A 26,290-nucleotide genomic window follows, 5' to 3' on the forward strand; every position below is an offset into this window, starting at 1 on the left:
TGATTTATTTTACCACACAGAGACCGGCATGGGAACTGTTTGACAGAAATACGAAAAGGGCGATTTCCGGAAGAAAATATTCTTTCCCTTTTATCCGTTCTCTATTATAATGGCAATAGAGAGATTAATACCATATCAGGAGGGAACTATGCCAAAGAGAACAGATATTCACAAAGTACTGATCATAGGATCCGGACCGATCATCATCGGACAGGCCTGTGAGTTTGACTATTCCGGCACTCAGGCGTGCAAGGCGCTGCGGAAACTGGGATATGAAATTGTACTGGTTAATTCCAATCCGGCCACGATCATGACGGATCCAGAGACAGCGGATGTGACCTATATAGAGCCGTTGAATGTGGAACGGCTGGAACAGATCATTGCCAAAGAACGCCCGGACGCGCTGCTGCCGAATCTGGGAGGACAGTCCGGACTGAACCTGTGCGCAGAACTGGCGAAGGCAGGCATCCTGGAAAAATATCAGGTACAGGTGATCGGGGTCCAGGTGGACGCCATCGAGCGGGGCGAGGACCGGATCGAGTTTAAGAATTCCATGAATGCGCTGGGGGTCGAGATGGCGAGAAGCGAAGTGGCGTACAGTGTGGACGAAGCGCTTGCCATCGCTGAGAAACTGGGCTATCCGGTGGTGCTGCGTCCGGCCTATACCATGGGCGGCGCCGGCGGCGGACTGGTGTACAACCGGGAAGAACTGAAGACGGTCTGCGCCAGAGGCCTGCAGGCCAGTCTGGTGGGACAGGTGCTTGTGGAAGAATCGATCCTTGGCTGGGAAGAACTGGAACTGGAGATCGTCCGTGATGCGGACAACAATATGATCACGGTCTGCTTTATTGAGAACATTGATCCCATGGGCGTCCATACAGGAGATTCGTTCTGCTCCGCACCTATGCTGACCATTTCAGAGGAAGTCCAGAAGCGTCTGCAGGAGCAGGCATACAAGATTGTGGAATCGGTGCAGGTGATCGGAGGAACGAACGTACAGTTCGCTCACGACCCGGTCAGCGACCGGATTGTGGTGATCGAGATCAATCCGCGTACTTCACGTTCTTCCGCCCTGGCTTCAAAGGCAACGGGATTCCCTATCGCGCTGGTATCGGCGATGCTGGCGGCAGGGCTGACGCTGAAAGACATCCCCTGCGGAAAATACGGCACACTGGACAAATATGTGCCGGACGGCGACTATGTGGTGATCAAATTTGCCCGCTGGGCATTTGAAAAATTTAAAGGCGTGGAAGACAAGCTGGGAACACAGATGCGCGCGGTCGGCGAAGTCATGAGTATCGGAAAAACATATAAGGAAGCATTCCAGAAAGCGGTGCGAAGTCTGGAAACGGGACGCTACGGTCTGGGCTATGCCAGGAATTATCATGAAATGACGAAGGAGGATCTGCTGCGTCTTCTGATCACGCCGTGCAGCGACCGTCATTTTATCATGTACGAGGCGCTGCGCAAGGGGGCGTCGGTGGAAGAGATCCATCAGCTGACCAAGGTAAAAGTCTGGTTCATCCAGCAGATGAAAGAACTGGTAGAAGAGGAGGAAGCGCTGCTTAAATACAAAGGCGGACTTCCCACGGACGAGATGCTTACGGCAGCCAAAAAGGACGGATTTTCGGATAAATATCTGAGCCGGATTCTGGAGATCCCGGAGGACCGGGTACGGGAGCGCCGCATCGCCATCGGAGTGGAAGAAAACTGGGAAGGCGTCCATGTGAGCGGGACGCCGGACAGTGCATATTATTATTCCACTTACAACGGAACGGACAAAAATCCGATCCGCACCGACAAGCCGAAAGTCATGATTCTGGGCGGAGGCCCCAACCGGATCGGGCAGGGCATCGAGTTCGACTACTGCTGTGTTCATGCAGCGCTGTCCCTGAAAAAGCTGGGATTTGAGACGATCATCGTGAACTGCAATCCGGAGACGGTATCCACCGATTATGATACTTCGGACAAACTGTATTTTGAGCCGCTGACACTGGAAGACGTGCTGAGCATTTATAAGAAAGAGAAGCCTGTGGGTGTGATCGCACAGTTCGGAGGGCAGACCCCGCTGAACCTGGCTTCGGAACTGGAGAAAAATGGCGTCAAGATTCTGGGAACGCCGCCCGCCGTCATTGATCTTGCGGAGGACCGGGATCTGTTCCGGGAGATGATGGAAAAGCTGGAGATCCCCATGCCCGAATCCGGCATGGCGACGACGGTGGACGAAGCGCTGGCGATCGCCAGAAGAATCGGATATCCGGTGATGGTGCGTCCTTCTTACGTATTGGGCGGACGCGGCATGGAAGTGGTCTATGATGATGAAAGCATGACAGAATACATGAAGGCGGCCGTGGGCGTGACGCCGGACCGTCCGATCCTGATCGACCGATTCCTGAACCATGCGCTGGAGTGCGAGGCGGATGCCATCAGCGACGGCACGCATGCGTTCGTCCCGGCCGTGATGGAACATATCGAGCTGGCAGGGATCCATTCGGGAGATTCCGCGTGCATCATTCCTTCGGTGCATATTTCCGCAGAAAATGTGGAGACGATCAAAGAATACACGAGGAAGATCGCTGAGGAAATGCATGTCAGAGGCCTCATGAACATGCAGTACGCGATTGAGAACGGAAAAGTGTACGTGCTGGAAGCCAATCCCAGGGCGTCCCGTACGGTTCCGCTGGTTTCCAAAGTCTGCAACATCCGCATGGTGCCGCTGGCAGTAGATATTATTACATCGGAGCTGACCGGAAGACCATCGCCGGTACCGGGGCTGAAAGAGCAGGATATTCCATATTATGGCGTAAAGGAAGCCGTATTCCCATTTAATATGTTCCCGGAGGTGGATCCGATCCTGGGACCGGAAATGCGTTCCACCGGAGAAGTCCTGGGACTTTCGCCGTACTACGGGGAAGCGTTTTTCAAGGCTCAGGAGGCGACTCAGACGAAACTGCCGCTTGGCGGGACTGTGCTGATATCGGTGAACCGCAGAGACAAAGCGGAAGTGGTGGAGATCGCCAGAGGATTTGCGGACTGCGGGTTCCGGATTGTGTCTACGGGAGAGACCTGCAGACTGATCCAGGAGGCGGGAATCCCGGCGGAGCGGGTAAACAAGCTGTATGAAGGACGTCCGAATATCCTGGATATGATTACCAACGGTCAGATCGACCTGATCGTCAACTCGCCGTCCGGAAAAGAAAGCGTCCACGACGACAGCTATCTGCGGAAAGCGGCGATTAAAGCGAAGATCCCGTACATGACCACGATCGCGGCGGCACGCGCCACATTCAAAGGAATTCATTACGTACAGCAGCACGGCAACGGAGAAGTAAAATCCCTGCAGCAGCTGCACAGCGAAATTCGGGTGAAAGAATGATTGTGGATATAGAAAAAAGGAGAAAAAGAGTTTACCATTTTTCCGCAGAAGATAAATGGGATCTCATTCCTGGTTCTTCAAAGATTGCAAATATACCGGAAGATTCTATATTGGCATACGGAAAATTAAGAAGCCTTTTCGGAGAACCAGTATATGAGACGAAAAACATGGAGGACCAGTATCTTTATAGTCTCCGGGGACAAGACGAAAAGGGACAAGAGGTTTTTATTTATGCGTATAGCGGACCAAGTGGCCCAGCTATAGGCGGATTAAATGACCGGGACAGCCTGGAAGCGGCAGAGCAGTTAATTGAATTAATTAAAAATGCAGCACCTGCAGATTATGATTATACTGGCTATTATACAGATTTTTTTCTGAAGATACATGAAGGAATTAAAGACGGAATACCGTTTTGTAAAGAAACGCCAGTGGATCCGAAAGAGATAGAATTCTGAATTGTTGGTGAGAAAATTGCTGCCCGGCAGGCGGAAATGGCCTGCCGGGCAGCATTCTCGATTCAAGATAAAAACGTGTAGCATTTAACTGGATTTACGCAGTAAATGCTACACGTCGCTTTCAATAATAGCATTTTCAGCTGTTTTTTCAAAGGTGATTTTACGCAAAAATGTTCATAAAATTGTTGATTAAATGAACATAAACGGGATATAATGGGAAAAAAGGTAAAAGGAGAGGACACCTTGACGCAGAAAGAAATGGAACAGCAAAAGGAAATAGAGCGTCTTCAAAATAAAATCCGTTCCTTGTTAGACGCATATGAACGTGTTTCTCTGGAGTTGGAGCAGTTAAAGACAGAACAAAAACCACAGAAGCAAAAGGGACGTCCTCCTGTAAAGAGAGAAGTAAAAGAAAGGATTCTGGCGCGATATCGTAAAAGGGATACCATGCGTGTAATCTCAAAAGAGGAAGGGATTGCGTTGAGCACGGTGCAAAAAATCATAAAAGAAGCATCGGAACAGTCACGCATCGTATATGTTTATGCGGATAAAGAGATTCCCACAACGATTATCGATGCCAGCGCTCTGACACAAAGAGTAGAGATTGAGAATCTGACAGATGATATGCTCAGCAGAGCATTTGGTATCCAGGAACATCCGAGCTGGGAAGATTATGAAACATTTCTGGAGACACGTTGTATGCCCCGGACAAGGTATGGAATTAAAGCGGAATTGCACAGGATGGGAATTGACAGTTATGATCCGTTTCAGATTTTGGAAAAGACGGCGGGAAGGGTTTGTGGTGATCATCAATATCTGATTCGGATGGGGAAAGACTGGATATTGCGATATGATCAGGTGAGGAAAGGATCCAGGAAAGGGACGGACAGGAGGAAAAAGCTGCTGACGTTTATGGCGGAAACAGAAAGGGAGTGGAAGCTGGATGAAAGTAAATATTGACGAAATGCAGAAAGAGATGCATTATGGCTGGACTTCCTCAAAAGGGAATCAGAATAAATGGCGCATAGATGGAGGATGTAGAAAAAATTCTGCAGGAGTTTCAGGGTGTTTATGAAGACAGAATTTTGATAAGAGTACAGGAGACGATTCGTATGCAGATGCGAAAATACGCATATCTGTTTTTAGCCTTGTAAATCATCCGGTGATCGTTTATAATCGGATGAAGAGCCTTGAAAAGGTACAATTATAGGCAGTATGCCGGTATTTTAGATAGAAGGAGATACAAGTGATGAAGAGAGTACGGACAAGATTCGCGCCGAGTCCTACCGGACGTATGCACGTGGGAAACCTGCGTACGGCGCTGTATGCATATCTGATCGCGAAACATGAAGGGGGAGATTTTCTGCTGCGTATCGAGGATACGGACCAGGAGCGCTATGTGGAAGGCGCGGTGGATATCATTTACCGCACGCTGGAGAAAACCGGCCTGATCCATGATGAAGGTCCGGATAAGGACGGCGGTGTAGGTCCCTATGTACAGAGCGAACGCCAGGCGGCGGGGATCTATCTGGAATATGCAAAGAAACTGATCGAAAAAGGAGAAGCATATTACTGCTTCTGTGATAAAGAGCGTCTGGAAGGGCTGAAGCAGGAAGTGGCCGGCAAGGAGATCATGGTCTATGACAAGCACTGCCTGCATTTGAGCAAAGAAGAGGTAGAGGCGAAACTGGCAGCGGGCGTGCCCTATGTGATCCGGCAGAACAATCCGCAGACCGGGACGACCACGTTCCACGACGAGATTTACGGAGATATTACGGTGGATAATTCCGAGCTGGACGATATGATCCTGATCAAATCCGACGGATATCCTACTTACAATTTCGCCAATGTGGTAGACGACCATCTGATGGGCATCACCCATGTGGTGAGAGGAAATGAATATCTGTCCTCTTCGCCAAAATACAACCGTCTCTATGAGGCGTTCGGATGGGAAGTGCCGGTGTATGTACACTGTCCGCTGATCACAGACGAGAATCATAAGAAATTAAGCAAACGCTGCGGACATTCTTCCTATGAAGATTTGATCGAACAGGGATTCCTGACAGAGGCAGTGGTGAACTTTGTGGCGCTTCTGGGGTGGTCGCCGGAGGACAACCAGGAGATCATGTCCCTGCAGGAACTGATTGAAAAATTTGACTATCACCATATGAGCAAATCTCCGGCGGTGTTCGACTACGGAAAGCTGAAATGGATGAACGGCGAATACATCAAAGCCATGGATTTTGAAGCGTTTTATGAGCAGGCGCTCCCGATCATGAAAGAAGTGATCACGAAAGATTATGATTTCCGCAAGATCGCCCAGATGGTGAAAACACGCATCGAGATCTTCCCGGACATCAAGGAGCTGATCGATTTCTTCGAGGAAGTGCCGGAGTATGACGTGTCCATGTATACACATAAAAAGATGAAGACCACACAGGAAACTTCCCTGACGGTTCTGAAAGAGGTGCTGCCGCTTTTGGAGGCGCAGGAAGATTACAGCAACGACGCGCTGTATTCCATGTTGAGCGCTTTTGTTGCGGAGAAAGGCTATAAGAATGGTTATGTGATGTGGCCGATCCGTACCGCCGCATCCGGGAAGCAGATGACGCCCTGCGGAGCAACTGAGATCCTGGAAATTATCGGCAAGGAGGAATCCATTGCCCGCATCAAGAAAGCGATCGAGAAATTGAGCTGAATTGTCTATGAGTTCTTTTACAAAATCACAGAGCATGGCGGTCCGTCATAAGGATGGACCGCTGCTCGTCCTTGCAGGCCCGGGTTCGGGCAAAACCACTGTCGTTACAAGAAGAGTGCAGTACCTTGTACAGGACTGCGGCATTTCTCCTTCCTCCATCCTGGTCATTACGTTTACCAAAGCGGCTGCAGGTGAGATGAAGGAGCGCTTTCTGCGCCTGATGGGAGAAGATCATACGACTGTGTCGTTCGGCACGTTCCACGCCGTTTTTTTCAGCATCCTGAAGCTTTCCTACGGATTTACGGCGGGAAATATCCTCCGGGAGGAGACCCGTTATCAGTATCTGAAGGAGACGGTGGAACGGCTGCGTCTGGAGATCGATGATGAAAATGAGTTTCTGTCGGGAATTTCGGCGGAGATCAGCCTTTTGAAGAATGAACGAATCTCGCCGGAGCATTATTTCTCTAAAAACTGCTCGGAGGAAATATTCCGAAAGATTTACGATGAGTTTGAAGAACGGAAGCGCAGGGCCAGGCTGATCGATTTTGACGATATGCTGGTCTATACCTGGGAACTGTTGTCCCAAAGACCGGATATCCTGTCCGCATGGCAGAAAAAATTTCAATACATTCTGGTGGACGAATTTCAGGATATTAACCAGATCCAGTATGATATTCTGAAACTGCTGGCAAAACCGGAGGACAATCTGTTTATTGTGGGAGACGACGACCAGTCGATTTATCGTTTCCGCGGTGCGAAGCCGGAGATCATGCTGAATTTCCAGAAAGATTATCCTTCGGCGGGGCAGGTGATCCTGAACGATAATTTCCGTTCTACGAAACAGATCGTGGAGTCGGCGGGACAGGTGATTCGCTGGAATAAAGCCAGATTTGCCAAAGAAATTCATGCCCGGGGAGGGGACGGACCTCCGGTGAAGACGCTGGAATTCCCGGATCAGCAGCAGGAGTGTCTCTTTCTTTTACGGGAACTGCAGCGGGCGAGGCAGAATGGCGGAAAGTGGTCAGACACCGCAGTTTTGTACCGGACCAATACGCAGCCCCGGCTTCTGATTCAGAAATTGATGGAATACAATGTGCCTTTCCGGGTGCGGGACCAGATGCCGAATCTGTTTGAACACTGGATCGCCAAAAATCTGTTCTGCTATATCCGGCTGGCTATGGGATCCAACCTGCGCAGGGATCTTCTGCCGGTGCTGAACCGTCCCAAACGGTATCTGAACCGGGAATGCCTGGACGACGAGGTGATCTCCTGGGAACATATGCTGATGTATTACGAGGATAAAGGTTACGTGTGCGACCGGATCGAGAAACTTTGTTATGACTTGAAAATGCTGGGCAGGATGGGGCCGTTTGCGGCGGTCAGTTATATCCGCCATGTAATCGGCTATGACGATTATCTGAGAGAGTACGCCCAGTTCCGCCGGATGAACGAGGAAGATCTGCTGGAAACGGCGAATGAGCTGCAGGAGAGCGCGCGGCCGTTCAAGACTTACGACGAATGGTTTGATTACATAGAGAAATATAAAGAAGAGATGGAACAGATGCGCCGGCAGCAGAAGGAGGTCCGGGACGGCGTTCAGCTTGCCACCATGCACAGCAGCAAGGGCCTGGAGTACGAACGGGTATTTATCCTGGACGCTGCGGAAGGGATCACGCCATATAAGAAGGCGGTGCTGGATGCAGATCTGGAAGAGGAACGGCGGATGTTCTATGTGGCCATGACCAGGGCGAAGAAAGAACTGACCATCTGTTATGCGAAGAAACAGTTCAGCCATGAGCTGAAGCCGTCCCGATTCCTGAGAGAACTGCGGGGCGAAGAGCCGGATGCTGCAGCGTCTGGAAAAACCCGAAAAAATCCCCTGGAAGATGAGATGGGAAGGATAAGGAGGAAATGATGGTAGAGCAGTATAAGACCGTATATGAAGGCGGTACCGGAGAGATCGTGGAGAAAAAATCCCGATTTATTGCCAATGTGCGTCCGGTGGAAACAGAGGAAGAAGCGCTTGCTTTTATCGAAGAAATGAAGAAAAAATACTGGGATGCCCGCCACAATTGTTCCGCCTATATCCTTGGAGAACGCCAGGAACAGATGCGCTGCAGTGATGACGGGGAGCCGTCCCAGACGGCGGGAAAACCCATGATGGATGTGCTGGACGGAGCGGGCCTTACCAATACGGCAGTGGTTGTCACCCGTTATTTTGGAGGGACCCTTCTGGGGACCGGCGGATTGGTGCGCGCATATTCTGCGGCAGTCCAGGAAGGGCTGAAGAACAGCCGGATTATCACGAAATACTGGGGTACGGAACTCCTGGTGGGCACGGACTACAACGGAATCGGAAAACTGCAGTACCTGTTCGGGCAGCGGCAGATTCCGATTCTGGACGCCGAGTATACGGACCAGGTGCAGTTTACTGTGCTGGTCCCGGTTTCCCGTGTGCAGGAAATCCGCAAGGCTGTAACGGAAGCCACCAGCGGACAGGCATCTATGGAAGAAAAAAGGAGCCTGTATTACGCGGAGGTGGATGGAAAGTATGTGAGGTTTTGAAAAACCATTTGGTGAAGATAAGTTCAGATTGCGCTCCATGGGTTTTGTTAATTTTACTGCAAGATGGAAAAAATTTCTTGAAAAATTTTTTCCATCTTTTTTTGTTTTTCTAGAGGTAGTTTTATGAGTTGCTGATATATTCGAAATGGTATGTTGTCCGTACTATTTTCGTACTGTTCAATGTTTTCAAATAATTGGCTTAGGGAAATGTTGAGACTTTGCGCTACTTTGTAAATGCTTTCAAGAGTGGCGTTTTTTTCGCCCCGTTCCAACTGCCCTATGTAGGTAGGGTGAAAATTGCAGAGTTCCGCAAGCTGTTCCTGTGTCAGATGCTTTTTCTTTCGGTAAAAGCGAATTCGTTGTCCAATCTCAAATGCAATAGACATGTCGTCCCCCTTTCTTTTTGAATATAGACTATAAATATTGAGAAATATAAACAATAGATCATAAATATTAAATTTTGAAAAATGTATACTATAAATACTAAATATATTTTATTAGATGGTAGAGATAATAACGATTTTAATGGTATAGTTGACAGTACTAAAGCAAAAATATATACTATGAATATGAAAAAAATATAAAAGATATCAAAAGTATAGTTTGTAGGAATGGAAGATGAAGAAAGTTTTCGCGTAATCATAGTATTAGGCGGAATTCTGACAAGTAGAGTAATCCGGAAAGAGAAACTCATGAGATATACGACTGGGTGGATAAACTACTACCGGTATGCAGACATGAAAAACTTAATGGAGGACATGGACGAATAGCTCCGTCACAGAATCTGTGCGGTGTATTAGAAACAATGGAAGAGAGTGTGGATGAGGTATAAAATATTTCGGGTACTTTATCTGCCGGAGGAGCAAGTGCATAAGATGGCAAACCATCGCAAGGAAACATGGAGAGTGTCGGAAATGCTGAACACTGTGCTTATCAGTATAATAATAGTGGACAGACTCGGATAACCATCCATGGCTGTCCGCTATCTAAAAGTACATGTAAACTATTGAAGCGCACAGTACCGAACGGTACACTGCGTGGTTTGGAAGGGAGGATCAAATTTCCCTTATCTGGTGGTATGGGGAGCGTACGAAAATGAAATGTCCGAAATGCAAAAAAGAAATTTCTCATAATACAAGCTTCTGTCCTTATTGTGGCACTCTAGTTAGAAGAGACAGTGAAGAAAAACCTATTTTAAAACGTTGTAAAAAAGCGCGGAAGATGAGAATCATTCTGAGCATGTTAATAGCGCTTTCAGTTTCGGGAATTGGTTTTTTCTGGATATTAGGGATTATCAATGACAGATACAGCATCTTTCCTTTTTTTTATAGACAGTCGGAGTTATTGGTGGATCTGGAATCAGAAACGGTCTATCTCCCAGTGAAGGAGGAAGAAGAAAGCCGTTTTACGGTACGGGCACTGACCGATATGGGAGAGATTCATCTCTGTGAAGATAAGAACACCGTGGTCAGTGAAATGTATGATGACGGGACTCATGGAGACGAACAGGCAGGAGATAATATTTATACGTGTTACATAGAACTGGAATCAGAAGAAACTGGTACTGTCCGATATTATGCAAAAGCGGACGGGGAAACTTCAAATTCTGTAGATGTTTATTATTTTTCAGTTCCGACAGAGGAAATAATAAATGAGATGAAATCGATAGAGGGAGAACTGTCGGAGATAGAAAGCGGATATGCGGATGAGAATGGTTACGTGCCGGATGAAAAGCTCCCGGATGTGATGAGTGAAATATCAGACTATGTACGGGAATTATATGAAAGGAAACAGATACTTGATTATGAAATAAACGATGGAAATGTTTTGTTCCGTTTTCACAGCGGCATACCGTATTTATATAGTCCTTCAGTGGAAGGAACAGATGAGGAAGGAGAAGAACTTTCTCTGTCAGTGATTACCTGTCAGCCATATGAGGGAACTTATCCCGGCTGGTTAGATCCATATCTGGAATTACCGGATCAAACGGCAGAAAAACTGGACGGCGTTTTTGGTAATTGTTCATTTTCTTCAGAAACTGATTATGACGGAGAAGAAGTTACGCTGTCTTTGATTCGGTCATTTTCCTCAGATGAGATCATTTTGTGGCATGGCCATGGAGGCTACAGCGCCGAATACCATTCCATACTAGGGACAGGAGAAATGTTCGATTGGATACATCACTTTGGAGATGCTGTACGTGGACAGATTGTGTGGTTGTCGGATGGGCGTGCCGGTATCACTTCCAAATACATTGACGAATACTGCGGAGATCTTTCCAGAAGCTTTTTCTATCTGGGAACCTGCAAGAGCGGAATGGATGATGTGTTGGCAAATTCGTTTTTAAATAAAGGGGCAGCGGCAGTCACAGCAAATTCAGATACGATATTTACAGTGTACGATTTATTGATGATTCAGTCCGTTATGAATAATATGACGATTCTGAACCAAGATACGGAAAACTATCATACGCTGGGCGAAGCGCTGGAACTGGCAAAAGAGCAGTACGGTGAAGACGACAGAGGATATGGTATAAAGGACAGCATTGCAGAAGTGCTTATTTTTGGAGGCGAACAGGCAGAAAACTATCGGATCGCCGAATATGAAAAAGTGGACGAAGAGAGCCTGCGGAAAATATTGAGCGAGTATACCTCAGAGCCAGTTTTGAATTTTATCTATGATGATTTTGACAATAATGATTCTCATGAGGCGATTGCGTTTTGCGGAAGAGAGGATGAAGTTGATGGAAGTTATGTAGGAATCTTTTATCTGGTTACGGGAAACGGAGTACAAGCTATCAGGGATTTTGGCGGATATTGGGATACCGGAAAAGTCTTTGATTTTGGAACGGAAAAAATATTTGCCGTCACACAATATTTTACCACAGGAGGCATTACTTTCTACTATCAGATAGACGAAGATACGATCCGTGAGGTGGATGGGTCAGGCATAGGAGAGGGTTTATATCAGGATGAGCAGGGGCGTATGTGTATGACGGACTCCCAATATGACGCCAGTGTAGATGGGAGCGGGCATACGTGGAATGTATACTATTTTTACTGGGATGATGGTTTGAAGGAATATGGAGGGACAGCGATTACAACGGATGAGTTCCGGCAATACAATGGAGCGGATGATATACTGGCGCAGATAGCAGCGGATGGATATGAAGTCACGTCCATTTATCAAAGAAAAAATGGAATTATCAATATCAACTGTTGTGATGGAATATGGAATAAGAATGTAAGAGTTGCCTATACAGATGAAAACGTGGAAGTGTCACCAGTGACAGAAGGATATTTTTATGAAGAAGGAATCATAAAACCGGCGTTGAATACGGAGATTGCGACTTATTAAAAACTGTAAGAAATATACTTAACCAATGAATAAATAATAATTATCAGGAGGATAAAAGAATGTCAATATTTGATAAGATCGGAAACGGAGTAACAGAGGCGAGCAATAACCTTTCCATGAAAGCGAAGGAAATCAGCGAGCAGTCCCGTTTAAACGGAGAGATCGCAAAAAGGGAAGCGAGGAAAAAAGAGTGTTTTGCAATCATGGGAGAGATGCATTATATCTCCGTGAAAGAACAAACGGAACCGGACTATTCGGCATTGGTTTCGGAGATAGACACACTGTCGGGAGAGATGGAAGAATTAAAAACAGATCTGAGGAAATTGAAAGGGGTGTTCCTGTGCCCCAACTGTAATATGGAAATCCCTAATTCCAGCTTATTCTGCCCGAACTGCGGACAACAGTTAAAAAGAAACGATATCTGCTCCAATTGTGGGGCGCCGTTGGAATCTGGAGCAAAATTCTGCGTGAAATGTGGGACCAGAGTGGCTGAATGACAGAGGCGGCATGGAAAACTGACAAGTAAAATACAGCAGAGAGGGTGTATGAATGTACTGTAAGAATTGTGGCCATGAATTGAAGCCTGGGACCCAATTTTGTCCGGCATGCGGTACAAAAACAGAAAATACAAAGTCTAAAAACTCGTCATTTAGAGGGCGGAAAGTATTGTTTTTTATAGCATCTCTGATATTGGCCGCAGGGGCATCTATTGGCGCATTTAAGATTGCAAGCGTCATTGTAAAAGATGATCCCAGAGAAAACTGGGTGGCGATAGTCGAGGAATACGGAGACTGGTATGTCATTGATGGAAGGAATGAAAAGCTTGCAGAAATCCAATTGGATAACGTTAATCGGATCGGAGATTTTAATAGATATGGAATTGCCTATGTATATCTAAATGATGAAAGCATTGCTTATATTAATACCGAAGGCGATGTATTGCCAAAACGTTTTAAACCATGTGAGGAAAACTATTTTAATTATTTATTTAATTTGTATGAACCCATTCCGGAGTCAAATTGGTATCTAGGATTGGGAGCTTTTGAAGAGAACGGGAAGTACGGGTTTGTAGATGCAGAAGGAAACACGGTGGTATATCCCGTTTATGATGAAGTGTACGGATTTGCCTCTAATGGACTTGCGAAAGTCCGGGTCGGCGAAAAATGGGGATATGTTAATACGAAAGGAGAAATAGTAATTGAACCTGTATACGCCTATACCGTCGGATTTGGCAGTGGAGAACTGGCGGCGGTGAAAACGGAGGCTGGAGATCGCTATTTTATTGATGAAAATGGAGATATTAAGATTAACATGTACCAATACGTGGATATGGATGTCCGTTTTGATGAACGCGGATTATGCGGAGCAGAGATAGATGGGAAATGGGGGTGTATAAATACCAAGGGCGAGATTGTAATTGATCCTGTATATAGTCAAATAACTATTGGTGATGATTACATATTGGCATGGGATGAAAATATAGTGTGGATGTTAGATGAGCAAGGGGAAATAACGGGCGGGCCGTTTGACAGCACTCAAATTTTCTTAAGTTCTAGGGCGGGTACTGCATGGCTTGCCCGAGATAACGGAACTGAAAAGTGGGGGATTGTTAATGATAATAATGAGGTGATCATGGATTTTATTTATGACATTGTTTACGATGATATATTTTATTTTGGGGAAGCAGGGTTTATCGCACTTTCAGAAGACAATTCCAAAGTACAGCTTTTTGGAGAGGACGGAGAGTTAAAAGGAGAATGGCAGCAAGAGTACGATGATGAAGAATGGTTTCGCAAAATCTATAACAATGAGACAGGTGAAGTGGAAATGTGTGCGATTAAGATGGACGGCGAATGGAATCTCATGGATACCCGGTGGGAAGTTTCTATGAAAGCAAAGAGAGGGACTTATGCAAGTTATAACGGTGAAATCCATGCTTCTGAAATCGATGATATTTCCAATGAAATGGGCTTTATAGGTTCGCCGCTTGCTGTGGCAGTAGAGAATGAATGGGGTTATATCGATTCCGAAGGAAAGATGATGATTCCCTGCCAATACACAAGTGCGGGAGCTTTTTTTGATAAAAGTGCTTTAGAAGCGTGAAAAACGAAAGGAGATTAACCACATGAATAAGACAAAACTTGGAATTACCATAGGCTTAGCCGGAGCGGCAGTGTACTTTCTGGGACTTTACAGTTCGGTACTGGCATTTTTGTTTGCAGTGTACATACTTGCTTTTGAAGAAAATGGCTGGCTGAAAAAACAGGCGGTGAAGATGACTGCTCTGATTTTAGGGTTTGCCATTTTGCAAACGGGACTGGGATGCGTGGACAAAATTGTAAGTATTATTAATTACATACTAAGATGGTTTCCTGTTCCGTGGCAGATGTCGGTGCCGCTGAATCTCACTTCTTTATTGTCAACTGCGTTGAGTTTGGTGGAGGACGTGCTGCTGATCGTGATGGGATGGAGTGCGTGGAGGTTCCAGAACGTTAATATCCGATTCCTGGATAATATAGTGGATAAGAATCTATAGATGGAGAAAACACTATGTATTGTATGAAATGTGGGAGACAACTGGTTCCCGATGCGAAATATTGCAAATACTGCGGTGCGAAAACTCTTTATGGACTGAAGATCGAAGAGGCAGCCGTGGAAAGTACGGAGCCTCCTGCATTATTGGAAGAGAACAAAGAAAAGGCTGTTCTCGGAAAGAAAGGGCGGATTGCCGCGATAACGGCAGCAGTTATTTTGGTTCTGGGAACAGGATTCTTTCTGGTATGGAGATTTAAAAACAATCCTCAAGAAGGAATGGGAAGGAATATACCCACAGGACCTGCATTAAATGAACTTGCGGAAGAAGAGGAATCTTTGCCGGAGGAAGAACCGGTGCAGTCTTTGGAGAAGCTGGAAAAGCAGGAAGAAAAAGTGGAGGGAAATTTTGAGTATAGAAAAACCAGTCAGATATATCGAAATATGAACGGCAAAGAAGTTTCAAGAATGGATTTTTCGTATGATGAAGGAGGAAATATTTCGCATGCGGTAAGGTCTTATCCGGACGGTACGACGGAAAATATATATTATGAATATGAGTACGATGAAAACGGCGCATTAGTCAAGGAAAACCAATACGATGAGAATGGAAGATTAAAATTAGAAAAATTTTATAATGTGGAAGATGGTGAACCCGACTGGATAGAATACTCATATTATGAAGATGGGCGTTTAGAAAGTAGTGTGGAATATGAAAATGGAAAAGGAATCTTGAGACAGACGTATCATCCAGAGGGTACTCAAAGTTTTCAGATCATGGAATATAAGAGAAATTCGGATGGAAACGTGACAACAGAAACGGAACAGGCTTACGATTCACAGGGAATATTAATTGGAACTTATATCTACGAATATTTTTATGATGATAATGGGAATTTATCTGGTTGGGAAAGTAATGAAGACATGCATTCCTGGAGCGCTGATTTTTATGGAAATGATGAATGGTTGGGAACTATCAATTATAACGAAGATGGAACTGTGGATATGCAGCCGGCAGAAGGATATGAGCCGGCAGGGAACGGATTTGTAAAAATAGGAAGTCCTAGGGATACACTCTCCAGCTATTCGGAAGATACTTATGATGATGCGGGAAACGTGGTAAAAACTTCCTGGTTCAATAAATCGGGAGAACTATTGTATTCTTATGAGTACGAATATGAAAAACTGGAAGTAAATGACTGATCTTTGATAGAGGGGAGATTATATTTATGAAAAAGGATATAGCAAAGATGTTCTGGATTACCGTACTGATCGTTGCCATACTTACAGGTTGCGGGAAATCATATGAAGAGCGTTTGATTGGGGCTTGGTATGGTGCTGGAGAGAATGAACCAGAATTTGTTTTGTATAGCGATGGTACCTGCGATATCGCAGAAACATCCGGAACCTGGGCAGTTGTGAATGATAATATTTTTAAACTGGATTATACATATTATGGTTTGACGAAAACGTATACAATTACCAATCTGAAAGATGGTGTTTTGGAAATTGTAAACGACAATGAAGAAAGAACTTTGTACAATGAGCCGACGGAAGAAGTAAGTGTGGATGATACGATTACAAACGACGCGGAAATAAATAATGATCTAGAGGCCTCTGTAGTTGAAGATGCAGATGGCGCGAAAAGTTCAGTGCGGAAACTAGAAGGAGATGGATATTCTTCGCCGGAAGAATCCGTAGAAGCGTATATAAATGCTTTAAAAAATGGAGACATAGATGCTGCAGTCTCAACATTTGTTATAGAAAGTTATGTGGACAAATTTGAAACCAGGGCTTTTTTGGAAAGATTGGGCTCATGGTCGGCGAAGACAGGATGGGGAAGAGGTACTAAAATTACTGGGGACAGTTACGAACATCAGCTCCTGATTCAAGGCCGTGCGGCAGATATTACGCAAAATTTGTATACACAATATGTAACGTATAGTGGATTTTTCTATGATGATACGGTAATTCCGTTGTTTGAGGAAAATTCTGTTGATGAATTTCTTGATGCATATCAGGGGGAAGGATTTACTTCTTCTATGGCAACGATGGAATTGAAGGAGTTTGTAGATCCCGGTTCCTTGACAGAAGTATATGAAACATTTATGGAGGCAAATTCTCAAAGATCCACAGCCTATTTTGGATTCGATGAGTATCAGTATATCGCCGCTTGTATAGAGATAAACGGAGAGGACTGGCTGCTCGCTATGACCTGCTGCAAAGATGGAGATAAATGGTATAACTTGGAGCAAGGGGGAGATCTTGGAAGTTTATTGGCAATTCCATTATCGAGTGCAGGACTAATTCCATATTCAGAACTTGATATTTGAGGAACAAAAGCAATAATAGGGAGGAAAAAGGATGTTTTGCAGTAATTGCGGTACACAGAACAGCGACGGCGCTGTTTTTTGTAAGAATTGTGGGTTTTCTCTGGAAGAAGGGCTGGTAAAGGAAACGGAAAAAGAAATTCCTGATTCTCAGCAGCCGGTTTCGTTGGAACAAAAAGCAAGTACATACGCAGGACCTCAGAATAATGTGTTGGTATCACAGGCGAATGCGTATACACAGTCTTCGGTTGGCGATAATGATGCCTCGGCTTCAAAAAATCAAAATGCAATATATAAGCCTATTGGTATGTGGGGGTATTTTGGACTTCAGATTTTATTTGGGATTCCATTGATTGGATTTATTTTTCTTCTGGTTTTTGCGTTCGGAGGGACGAAGAATATCAATGTGAGAAATTTTGCCCGTTCTTATTTTTGTGTATTGATATTGTGGATTGTTCTGATTCTGCTTTTCTTTACGATAGGACCTGGAAGAGCGCTTCTGGATATCTTGCTTTATAATTTGCGCTATTTATAAGAATGGAAGGATAGGATGGAACGGTACAGGAATGCAGATGATTTCCTGTGCCGTTTTTTACAGAAAAATAGGAATTTTTGAGGTTACATAATGAAAAAGAAAACGAAAATTATTATTTCGCTGATTTTGATTTTGGTTATATTGGCAGGAGTATTGTGGGGAAGAACCTATCAGCCTCCTTCCGCTACTTATGATATGACCAGGGCTCAGAATGAAGAGACAGCGGATGGAGAAACTGACCGGGAAGAAGAGAGAAAAGCAATTTTGGACAGCATTGGATCGGGTACAGATGCAATAGGGATTATAAATCCTAACGTGACTTGTTTTACAGAGTTGGACTCAGAAACAATCTGTGATGCGGTTGAAACGGTACAGCTTATGGACGATGGATATGAAATCGTTCTCCAGGAGGAAGCGGCTCCATACTTTGAAAATCTGGGAAGCGGCGATATTTTTTTCTTGGATGGAGGGGCGGATTCCCCTTTCGGGGAACCTTATTTTGGCAAGATTGTATCTGTGGATCAGGGGAATGAGATTGTTATTTATGCCGAAAATCCTGCGATGGATGAGGTCTTTGACGATTTTCAGCTGGAAATAGAAGAATATCTTCTGGAAGAGAATATCCGGGAGATTCGAGCATTCGACGGTGTGAGCGTAGAAGTGGGGGCATCTTTGGACGATGTGGATCTGAACGAAGATTATCTGGACCCGGAAGGATTTCTTGTGACCTCAGAAACAGACGACACAGCTGCGGCTTCCGCTATGGCATACAGGCAAACGGCAGCCAGTGACAGCGGAAATTCCTTTGTGTCTGAAGAAGCATCTTTTTTATTAAATATTGATTTTGATCTTGGAAAATATATCAACGATATGGAAGGATATGAAAGGATAAGGGAGAATGAAGATGAAGAGACGAATCTGGCGATTAAAGGGGAAGTCGGCTTAGACAGGGTGCAGGTGAGGGCAAATGCGGATTTCGGCGTTTCCTACGATAATTTTATAAAAGAATTATCGGCAGGGGCGAGGGCTGATTATGTGACGAATGTGGCAGTCGGATGGAAAGCGGAGACCGATTTTGATAAGTTGGATGCGAAGGAAGCAAGGAAAATAGAGTTTGGAGATGCTGTTAAAATATCGGGTCTGGATAATAAACTTTTTCCGCTGGTGTACATAGATATCCTTACAGGAACGACCATACAGCTTGTCGCGTCGGGAGGAAATGACAACAGCACTTATAAAGCGCTGACCAATATTCCAGTGGCAGGCGGAATTATGGTGTATTCAGATATTAGTGGGAATATTTCATTGAAAACAGAACTGTTTTTCAAATACAGAGATGAGATTGATATGGGGGATTTTGTGTTTGTCAGGGACGGACAGTTAGTTATGCAGACAGAAGATACAGGGAAGACAGAAGAGAAAGATCCTGAATATGACTGGGGATTTCTTGCTGAAGTACAAGGAGATGTGGATGTAAATTTCTTAGGAGTTTCGGCGCTGATCTTTGTGGCCAATATCAATGTTGCGGATATTGCTCTGGCAAAAGTAGGGGCGGAGGCGGAAGGAGAATTGTCTCTGGAAATAGGAAAAGGAGGAGCCGATGCAGAGGCAGACGGATATTTGCGAATCTATCTGAAAATCTTAGATATCCGCATGAAGTTGAAAGCATCTTTAAAGCTCTTATACTTTACTTTTAGCCCTGAATTTTCACTGTCGTATACTTTGTGGGACGGCACGCTGTATGAATTGGGAGAGAAAAATTCGACGTATTTTGACGTGGGAAATATGAATGCGGGGCAATTGGCGGCGTATGACAAGCAGTATGTTTATTATAAAGACCAGAATGGGTGTCTGATCAGAACAGAAAAAAATGGAACAGGAAAATATACGGTTTCTGAAGATGAATTTTATATGATTTGCGGAATTGATCAGTCCTATATCTATCAACTGCGCTGTACAGAGGAACAAGGAATATATGATGTATATAGAGTGGCAAAAGACGGCGCCGGGAGCCGTTTGATTATAAGCAATGTGTCTTGGGTGCTGTACAATGATTCAGAAACCCTCTTTTATGTTCCGGGAGATAATAGAAAACAAATCAGGAAACTAGACCGTCAAAGCCTGAATGAACAAAAATTTGCGGATTTTTCGGAGAATGTGGAATTGATGGAATATCAGTCCGATAAAGATACTTACCTGGTGACCGGAAGCAAATCTGGCATTGCAGCGTTTTTGGGCAGAGGGAGTGAATACTATTCTGTGACACAAGATGGAACGGTTACGGAGCTCGGAGGGAATCTGGAAATTCAGGACATGAATCTGAGGAAAGAGGGCGAGTACACATATCGGAACGAGCCTGTTTCCAGTGGATATTTGAGAAACAGTTCCGCGAGCTATTATGTGATGATTGAGGGTGGAGAGGCAATCAAGACGGACTGCTTGACCGGCTGGATGCCTACCAGAAAAGGAATGTTTACGACGCTGAAAAATGATCAGGAGGGAAGCAGTTATCCGTATAAAATTGTATGTTATACAAATCAGACGGAGCCATCCTATATTGTGGAAACGGAATCTGATCAAGCGTTTTTTACTTTGGTGCAGGATGAAAGAGGATATTGGTACTATTTCGATCAAAATGATTCGGAGCTTTTTCTTTACCGGCTGGACGAAAATTTTTCCAATAAGACTTTGCTGAAAAGTTTTCCGCGCTCGGAGGTTAATTATAATTTGACCGACTGCGCTACTGTCATTATAGATAATATTATCTACTTTTATACGATCCCGGATGGAGAGAGCTCATCGATGATTTACAGATACTCGATTTATCAGGAGGCGGTATGAAAAAGTGGATTTGGATATATATGTTGGCTGTAAGTCTTATTTCTTATAAAAATGTAAGTTATGCCGTAGAAACAGAGGATGCAGAGTTTGAAGGAAACAGAAAATTATGTGTTGTAATATCCCAGTCAGATCTGGAAAATTATATTTCCGGAGGCCGGTATTCTCTGGAAATGCTGTTTCGGACCTGTGGATTTGACTGGCTTAATTATCGAATTTATACGTCGGACAGGGACACTTATGCGGAGATTTCTTATGAATTTGACAGTTTTAATGACTATGTGGACAAGACGGAGCAGCTTTTAGGATATGAACCGCTGATCGTATATTTTACTGAGAATGGAATCGTCTATGAAGAAAGTTTTCCATCCGTGGAATTGATGAATTGGCTGTTTCAAGAATTGGCCGAAAAGGAATTGGTGAGCGAATATTCTGCAGAAGATTTGTTTGTGATTGAAGACAGCAGACTGTATTTATTTGGTGAAGATCATGTTTCATTTGAGAATATGGATCTGAGACAGGAAGAGCTCCCTTCGATTGTAGAACAATTAAGTATCCGCACAAGGAAAGCGGCGGACGGAAAAGTGGAGAGATCTATCAATTTTTCTATGGCAGAGGAAGTGTGGGAAACGAGGGGAAAACAGTATTTTGAAAAAAATGAAGAGTATGCAGGGCTTCTTCTGGCCGTAAATACGCAGAACGGACAGACAGATATTTCCTGTGAAATGTCCGCATATTCATACAGGGAAATCGCAAATCAGACATTTGTCCTGTTGGGTGTCCCCGATGTGTTAAAACAGGAGCAAGAATGGGATGGATCGGGGCTGCAGACGCACATCAGGGAGATCATTGATTTTCAGAAACTAATGTCGGAAGACTGTGTGGCGGAGATTGTCTACGAACTGTCGGACAGGGAAGGGGAGATTACGGTTTTATCTGAAGCGGGAGAAGTGGAAGAGGACCGAATATCGTATCAAAATATGGAACCGGCATGGATAGAGTACAGTTATCCGGATTTGCCCCAATTTCAGGAAGTATCAATTCACACAAGGGTAGGCGGCCTGCTTGGAAGAAAAGAACGTGTCATTGTCTTTAAAATAAAGAAAAATCTGGCTGAGAATTTTCATGAAGACATAAAAAGCATATTGGAAGAGCGTATGATACGCGGAACAGTGCTGAATATATATGATGAGGGAGAAGAGCGTAATTATGAGGTATGCTTTTCTTCTTATATGGACAGTCAGATTCTTGAATTTACAGAGCAGATTTTGGGAGCGGTCGGAACCCTGCAAATTGAAAATAATGGATATTTTTTTGATGAGAGCACAATTCAGGAGAGTATAAGGGCGGCGGATTTTCTGAATGGTTATCAAAAGCCGGAAAATTTCAGGATAAGTTATGAACTTCCTGCGGGAAGCATTATACAGGGTGGAAAGGAAAGCTTAGAAACGGATCTTTATGAGAACGGCAGAATAGATATCCGCTACCGTTATTTTGATTGGAAAATCTGGGCGGGAGCATACGGAATTATTTTTGTAACTTTCTTTTATATAAAAATTGTTTTTGGAAAATATGGGAAGGGGAATAGGAAACGCTGATCAAAAGTCCGGGAGATGCATGATCTCCCGGCACAATTCATAGGTTTCCCCGCTCAGATAATGGACCAGCAGCGCGTCGTCCGTCAGAAACGCGGCGTACGGCAGGACCGAAACTCCGGCAGCCACTGGGGAGAAGTCCCGTTCCAGCCGCCAGAAACCGTTTTCCGGCTCAAACATATCCTGTACAATCAGGGAGAGTTCCGAGCCGTTCTGATCCATGTAAGCGATTCTGCGTCCCCGGACGGCGTTTACATTCCAGAACATCTCTGATTTCCGGCCGGTCTTCCGGTCAAAATACCAGTCCATCTTTGCCTCCGGTCCGGCGCTGATTTGCAGATGCACCAGATTTCCGGGCAGCTCTTCCAGATAAACATTGCCTGAAAGGTCTGCTTTCTCTTCCAGGACACCGCCCTGGAGGCTGAATATCCGGTAGGAATACGTATGGGTTTCTTCGTTATAACTGAGAGAAAACACATCGGAATTCTCCGGTTTCCCGGTGCCCGCATCTGCGGGGAGTTCTGCGGCGGCATCCGCATATTTCCCGATGATCCAGTCCCGGATCAGGGCCTGGTCTTCAAGGGCCTGCTCTTCCAGTTCCTGGGAAAATTCCTCTTCACTGTACACCGCTTCCCACACGAGCTGCTTCTCTTGCGCTTTCCCATTCCGATATTCCCACGCGAAAAATTCGTATTTGACAGTTTTGCCGAGCCGGTCTGTATGCTGGACGATTTCCCCGGTTCTGCGCAGGGACCCCGGAAACCATTGGTAGAGATCCCATGATCTGTAACTGGCGCCCCCATAAATCCAGCACTGAATCGCATTTTGTTCCGCGTCGGCTGAAATGCCTCTGGAGTCGATCCCGATCACCGCGAAAGTTTTCAGACGTTCCTGCCAGACAAGGGTCGTAAATACTTCATTTTGGGCGAGGGTATGATGGTTGATGCGCAGATCCGGGATGTCGTCGAAATTAAAATCTGCAGTATTTATATAAACTTCGCTTATGGGATTGTAGAAATTAAGGTACATTTTTGCGGCCGGCTCTGCCTCTTTCTCGTCGGAGAATACTTCCATGAGATAAAACCACGCAGGGATATCCATGTTTTCGGAGTTTCTCCCGCATAGAGTGAAACGAATCAGGGGATGCGGCCATTCCGGGGTGGACCATTCCCGGTATTCCACCACCGGTTCGTAACCGTTTTCCATAAGCTGGACGTTCAGTTCTTCCAGTGTGTACCGGCTGGAGTTGTCCGGCGGCGTATCCGAAAGAGGCAGGGCATAGGGCGTCAGCAGAAACTGTCCGGCATCCGGGTCCCACAAATGTGCACGCAGTTCCAGCGGCTGACAGTGTGGATTCTGCCCTTCTTTTTCCACCAGATCCGTATAACCGTCGTCGTTCCGGTCCTGAAGAGAAATCCGGTAATCGTCCAGTTCAATGGTCTGTAGAATGGTACGGTCTGCGGACGTCAGTTTCATCTGATAAAAATGAATGGAGTCGGCCGGAGCGGCCGTGACGGTTCCGGTAACGGTTTGTCCGCCGAAAGGAATGTCCGTGTAAGTCCAGTCCAGGATCTCATCGCGGGTGCTGCGCCGCGTGCACCCGTGTTCTTCCAGTTCATCCGTTTTGATATCCTGATAGAGGAAACAGGTTCGGTGAAGAAGATCCCTTCGAACGTCCTTTACTGTGTCGCAGGTTTCCCGCATGATGCGGTTCCACAGATCCTGCTGTGAAACCTGCGGGGTACCGGACGGCGGACAGCTGGAGACAAGGCGGGCGAGGTACGCCTGCTGTCCCTGACGGTACAGGAGAACCTGATCTCCGCCGTCGGAAAACGGAATCCTTTCATCGTTGCTTTCTTCTGCAAAACAGAGCAGAATAATGCGGCTGCTGCTCCGGCGGCCGGTGTAGTAATCACAGAAATAATCGTTCTTTCCTTCTTCTGTAATCAAATCGGCGGCCCACTCACAGGTTGCCTCGGGGGAGGAGGCGACGGTTTCCGGGACAGTATAAGCGGAAATCTCCAGAACGTCCTCAGAAAAAGATATGGAGACCGTCCAGTCTGCAGAGCGGACGGTTTCCAGAAGTGCGGCTGATCCGGTCCATCCGGTATCTGAGGAGGTATTGTCGGTATCTGTGTCAACAGAGGTGTTTTCCGGTACATGGCCTGTGTGGTTTTCAGAATGATAGGTTTCCAGTGCCTGCCGGACGGCCAGGACGAAAGGATCCTGCCTGATTTGGGATAAAAGCTGGTTTGTCCCGCCGGTGGGTCGGAGGTGAGTATTCCCAATATTATTATGGGAAATAAACGCTGCACCGAAGAGTCCCAGGATCGCGGCGGCTGCCGGAAACAAATGTTTTATTTTCATATCTATAAAATATCTGCCGGAGTCAGTTCCGCGGCATAACCGAAGGCTTCTCCCAGCGCTGCCGCAGAATCCGGTTCCGTGCCGCTGAAATCGGAGCGGATCACTGCCAGATAAGCGCCTTCAAATGGAGCAAAACCATAGTAGATATTGGCGCCTCCTCCGCTGAGCCAGTATCCGTCTACAGGACCGAAGGGGGTAGACACATTCTGGCTGTCCTGCCCGGACTGTACCTCTACGCCCAGCATTTCCAGGATACTGGTGTACATAGATGAAATAGAGTCTGTATAAACGGACAGATTTGCCGCAGGTATCATGGCATAAGTGATTGTATCAAGGCCGGCATCATCCATGAAAGTAACGGTTTCTGCAGCGATTTCCGAAACTGTCATATTTTCCGGAGGAGCGATCCGGACAGCGTTCCCTGTGCTCTGGATGGCATAAGTTCCATCGCCCAGATCGGGGTCCAGCTCTGCCAGGGCTTCCTGGAAGGCGATGGCTTCATAGGCTTCTTCCGGTACTACAGGCAGTTCTTCCTGTTCAAAGGTAAGATTGGAGATAGTAAGCTGGTAGACCGGCACGTGAATACTCAGATTATCTATTTGAGCGTCTTCGATGGCGAGTCCCATCAACTCTTCCATCCAATCGGAATTCTGGCTGAAGAACTCATCCATTCCCTCGATGGTACATTCCATCTGCACAGGCAAAAAGGTTTCCTGGTCTATGTACATTACAGTAGAGCCTTTGATACTGTCCAGGGATTCGGTGCTAAAGGAGCTGCCGAACTGCGGCAGTATAGATTCCATTGCAGTGAGAAAGGCTTCGCTGTCCGCCTGGGAAGAACTGTCCACATGCAGCACATAGACGTCTCTGCCGTTCAGGGAGGCGCTTTCTTCATCCAGCGTGATTCCTTCTGTGGATTCTTCGGACTCGGAGGTCTCAGCAGCCTCGGTAATCAGCCGGAACAAGCTGTCGATGACAGAAGAATCTATATCGGTTTTGCTCCACTGGCCGGAAGTGCCGCTGTGGCTGTAGATGGCAAAATTATCGTCTTCCTGGGCAGTGTATATCTGCGTCTGGTCGCTGACAGATTCATTCTGAGTCTCGCCCCCGATATCCGCCTGTATATCCGTCTGGGTGCTGACATCGTAGTACAGTCCCAAAGGCTCGTAACTGCAAAGAATACGGCCTCCCATGTCCATATTCATATCGATGGCCATGGGGATCTCCATCATATCTACAGAGTAGGTCATGCCCAGGACAAGATCCATATCACCGCCGAAAAATGTGCGTCCCTCCATCGCTTTGCCCATGTTTTCCATCAGTTTCTCTTCCGTCATTTTTCCGCAGCCGGTGCACGCAAAGCAGACGGCTGCCGCCAGTATGGCGGGCATCATCAGTTTTTTCTCATAACTTTTCATAAGTATTCCCCTTTCCCGGACAGAATATCTGTCAGTATATAATTATTTTATCACGACTTATAAAGCTGTACCATAACCATGTATGTAAAGAATATGTAAAATCTAAATGAAATAAATGTAATATGTAAAAAACACGTAAAAAACAGGTGAACTTTAATTGACAGGCGTGTAAAGGAAATGTTAAACTTTTTAAAGAACAGGCTTTTTATGTAGAGAACAGGAGA

Annotated in this window: 19 protein-coding genes and 1 pseudogene; 17 read left to right on the forward strand and 3 right to left on the reverse strand. The window is 45.7% G+C overall.

What is annotated here, in order from left to right:
- Positions 1–148 precede the first annotated feature (148 nt).
- The 6 genes from carB to B5F29_RS13520 all read left to right on the forward strand — a co-directional run bounded on the left by carB (position 149) and on the right by B5F29_RS13520 (position 9,094).
- Entirely contained in the window at positions 149–3,376 is a 3,228-nt protein-coding gene (gene carB / locus B5F29_RS13495; protein ID WP_087155145.1) for a carbamoyl-phosphate synthase large subunit, read from the forward strand.
- Positions 3,373–3,831, forward strand: coding sequence for a hypothetical protein (locus tag B5F29_RS13500; RefSeq protein ID WP_242955671.1), 459 nt, complete (start codon positions 3,373–3,375; stop codon positions 3,829–3,831). The genes carB and B5F29_RS13500 overlap by 4 nt, the downstream gene beginning before the upstream one ends.
- A 243-nt stretch (positions 3,832–4,074) precedes the next feature.
- Positions 4,075–4,791, forward strand: coding sequence for a hypothetical protein (locus tag B5F29_RS13505; protein WP_087155146.1), 717 nt, complete (start codon positions 4,075–4,077; stop codon positions 4,789–4,791).
- A 289-nt stretch (positions 4,792–5,080) separates the two neighbouring features.
- Complete coding sequence (gene gltX / locus B5F29_RS13510) at positions 5,081–6,529, forward strand: glutamate--tRNA ligase (RefSeq protein WP_087155147.1); 1,449 nt, start codon at positions 5,081–5,083, stop codon at positions 6,527–6,529.
- 7 nt (positions 6,530–6,536) lie between these two features.
- Entirely contained in the window at positions 6,537–8,444 is a 1,908-nt protein-coding gene (locus B5F29_RS13515; protein WP_087155148.1) for an ATP-dependent helicase, read from the forward strand.
- A complete protein-coding gene (locus B5F29_RS13520; RefSeq protein WP_087155149.1) occupies positions 8,444–9,094 on the forward strand; it encodes a YigZ family protein in 651 nt (216 codons plus the stop codon). The genes B5F29_RS13515 and B5F29_RS13520 overlap by 1 nt, the downstream gene beginning before the upstream one ends.
- A 53-nt stretch (positions 9,095–9,147) precedes the next feature.
- Here B5F29_RS13520 and B5F29_RS13525 read toward each other — a convergent pair whose 3' ends face one another.
- A complete protein-coding gene (locus B5F29_RS13525; RefSeq protein WP_087155150.1) occupies positions 9,148–9,480 on the reverse strand; it encodes a helix-turn-helix domain-containing protein in 333 nt (110 codons plus the stop codon).
- Between the two features lie 306 nt (positions 9,481–9,786).
- On the opposite strand from B5F29_RS13525, the gene B5F29_RS17210 reads away from it, so the two are divergent.
- The 11 genes and pseudogenes from B5F29_RS17210 (at position 9,787) to B5F29_RS13575 (ending at position 22,284) form a co-directional block, all read left to right on the forward strand.
- The gene (locus B5F29_RS17210; protein ID WP_242955676.1) at positions 9,787–9,864 is read left to right on the forward strand and encodes a group II intron maturase-specific domain-containing protein; all 78 of its coding nucleotides are present in this window, start codon (positions 9,787–9,789) and stop codon (positions 9,862–9,864) included.
- A gap of 577 nt (positions 9,865–10,441) precedes the next feature.
- Entirely contained in the window at positions 10,442–12,451 is a 2,010-nt protein-coding gene (locus B5F29_RS13535; protein ID WP_242955672.1) for a choice-of-anchor X domain-containing protein, read from the forward strand.
- Positions 12,452–12,510: 59 nt separating this feature from the next.
- Positions 12,511–12,948 carry a zinc ribbon domain-containing protein gene (locus B5F29_RS13540; RefSeq protein ID WP_087155153.1) on the forward strand — a complete coding sequence of 146 codons (438 nt, stop codon included), beginning with the start codon at positions 12,511–12,513 and terminating at the stop codon, positions 12,946–12,948.
- A 52-nt stretch (positions 12,949–13,000) separates the two neighbouring features.
- Positions 13,001–14,554: a WG repeat-containing protein gene (locus tag B5F29_RS13545; protein ID WP_087155154.1), complete on the forward strand. Its 1,554-nt coding sequence runs from the start codon at positions 13,001–13,003 to the stop codon at positions 14,552–14,554.
- A 22-nt stretch (positions 14,555–14,576) separates the two neighbouring features.
- Positions 14,577–14,987: a hypothetical protein gene (locus tag B5F29_RS13550; protein WP_087155155.1), complete on the forward strand. Its 411-nt coding sequence runs from the start codon at positions 14,577–14,579 to the stop codon at positions 14,985–14,987.
- Between the two features lie 23 nt (positions 14,988–15,010).
- Positions 15,011–15,064, forward strand: a pseudogene (locus tag B5F29_RS17320) (zinc-ribbon domain-containing protein); the annotation flags it as partial.
- 39 nt (positions 15,065–15,103) lie between these two features.
- A complete protein-coding gene (locus tag B5F29_RS13555; protein WP_242955673.1) occupies positions 15,104–16,186 on the forward strand; it encodes a hypothetical protein in 1,083 nt (360 codons plus the stop codon).
- A 26-nt stretch (positions 16,187–16,212) separates the two neighbouring features.
- Positions 16,213–17,316: a hypothetical protein gene (locus tag B5F29_RS13560; protein WP_087155157.1), complete on the forward strand. Its 1,104-nt coding sequence runs from the start codon at positions 16,213–16,215 to the stop codon at positions 17,314–17,316.
- A gap of 31 nt (positions 17,317–17,347) precedes the next feature.
- Positions 17,348–17,848, forward strand: coding sequence for a zinc ribbon domain-containing protein (locus B5F29_RS13565; RefSeq protein ID WP_087155158.1), 501 nt, complete (start codon positions 17,348–17,350; stop codon positions 17,846–17,848).
- Between the two features lie 90 nt (positions 17,849–17,938).
- A complete protein-coding gene (locus B5F29_RS13570) occupies positions 17,939–20,689 on the forward strand; it encodes a hypothetical protein (RefSeq protein WP_087155159.1) in 2,751 nt (916 codons plus the stop codon).
- Positions 20,686–22,284, forward strand: coding sequence for a hypothetical protein (locus B5F29_RS13575; RefSeq protein ID WP_087155160.1), 1,599 nt, complete (start codon positions 20,686–20,688; stop codon positions 22,282–22,284). The genes B5F29_RS13570 and B5F29_RS13575 overlap by 4 nt, the downstream gene beginning before the upstream one ends.
- Here B5F29_RS13575 and B5F29_RS13580 read toward each other — a convergent pair whose 3' ends face one another.
- On the reverse strand, positions 22,285–24,648 hold the full coding sequence (locus B5F29_RS13580; protein ID WP_087155161.1) for a hypothetical protein: 2,364 nt from the start codon (positions 24,646–24,648) through the stop codon (positions 22,285–22,287). It lies immediately after the preceding gene.
- A 2-nt stretch (positions 24,649–24,650) separates the two neighbouring features.
- Positions 24,651–26,066: a DUF6612 family protein gene (locus B5F29_RS13585; protein ID WP_087155162.1), complete on the reverse strand. Its 1,416-nt coding sequence runs from the start codon at positions 26,064–26,066 to the stop codon at positions 24,651–24,653.
- Positions 26,067–26,290: the final 224 nt, after the last annotated feature.

Origin of the sequence: Lachnoclostridium sp. An196 (assembly GCF_002160135.1) — a bacterium.
Lineage (GTDB): Bacteria > Bacillota > Clostridia > Lachnospirales > Lachnospiraceae > Hominiventricola > Hominiventricola avistercoris.

Bases quoted from the DNA above. Each gene is read 5' to 3' on its own strand.
- B5F29_RS13560 (WP_087155157.1), top strand. From the start codon at position 16,213: ATGAAAAAGGATATAGCAAAGATGTTCTGGATTACCGTACTGATCGTT.
- B5F29_RS13585 (WP_087155162.1), bottom strand. From the start codon at position 26,066: ATGAAAAGTTATGAGAAAAAACTGATGATGCCCGCCATACTGGCGGCA.
- B5F29_RS13500 (WP_242955671.1), top strand. From the start codon at position 3,373: ATGATTGTGGATATAGAAAAAAGGAGAAAAAGAGTTTACCATTTTTCC.
- B5F29_RS17210 (WP_242955676.1), top strand. From the start codon at position 9,787: ATGAGATATACGACTGGGTGGATAAACTACTACCGGTATGCAGACATG.
- B5F29_RS13525 (WP_087155150.1), bottom strand. From the start codon at position 9,480: ATGTCTATTGCATTTGAGATTGGACAACGAATTCGCTTTTACCGAAAG.
- B5F29_RS13550 (WP_087155155.1), top strand. From the start codon at position 14,577: ATGAATAAGACAAAACTTGGAATTACCATAGGCTTAGCCGGAGCGGCA.
- B5F29_RS13515 (WP_087155148.1), top strand. From the start codon at position 6,537: ATGAGTTCTTTTACAAAATCACAGAGCATGGCGGTCCGTCATAAGGAT.
- B5F29_RS13565 (WP_087155158.1), top strand. From the start codon at position 17,348: ATGTTTTGCAGTAATTGCGGTACACAGAACAGCGACGGCGCTGTTTTT.
- carB (WP_087155145.1), top strand. From the start codon at position 149: ATGCCAAAGAGAACAGATATTCACAAAGTACTGATCATAGGATCCGGA.
- B5F29_RS13520 (WP_087155149.1), top strand. From the start codon at position 8,444: ATGGTAGAGCAGTATAAGACCGTATATGAAGGCGGTACCGGAGAGATC.
- B5F29_RS13570 (WP_087155159.1), top strand. From the start codon at position 17,939: ATGAAAAAGAAAACGAAAATTATTATTTCGCTGATTTTGATTTTGGTT.
- gltX (WP_087155147.1), top strand. From the start codon at position 5,081: ATGAAGAGAGTACGGACAAGATTCGCGCCGAGTCCTACCGGACGTATG.
- B5F29_RS13545 (WP_087155154.1), top strand. From the start codon at position 13,001: ATGTACTGTAAGAATTGTGGCCATGAATTGAAGCCTGGGACCCAATTT.
- B5F29_RS13575 (WP_087155160.1), top strand. From the start codon at position 20,686: ATGAAAAAGTGGATTTGGATATATATGTTGGCTGTAAGTCTTATTTCT.
- B5F29_RS13580 (WP_087155161.1), bottom strand. From the start codon at position 24,648: ATGAAAATAAAACATTTGTTTCCGGCAGCCGCCGCGATCCTGGGACTC.
- B5F29_RS13540 (WP_087155153.1), top strand. From the start codon at position 12,511: ATGTCAATATTTGATAAGATCGGAAACGGAGTAACAGAGGCGAGCAAT.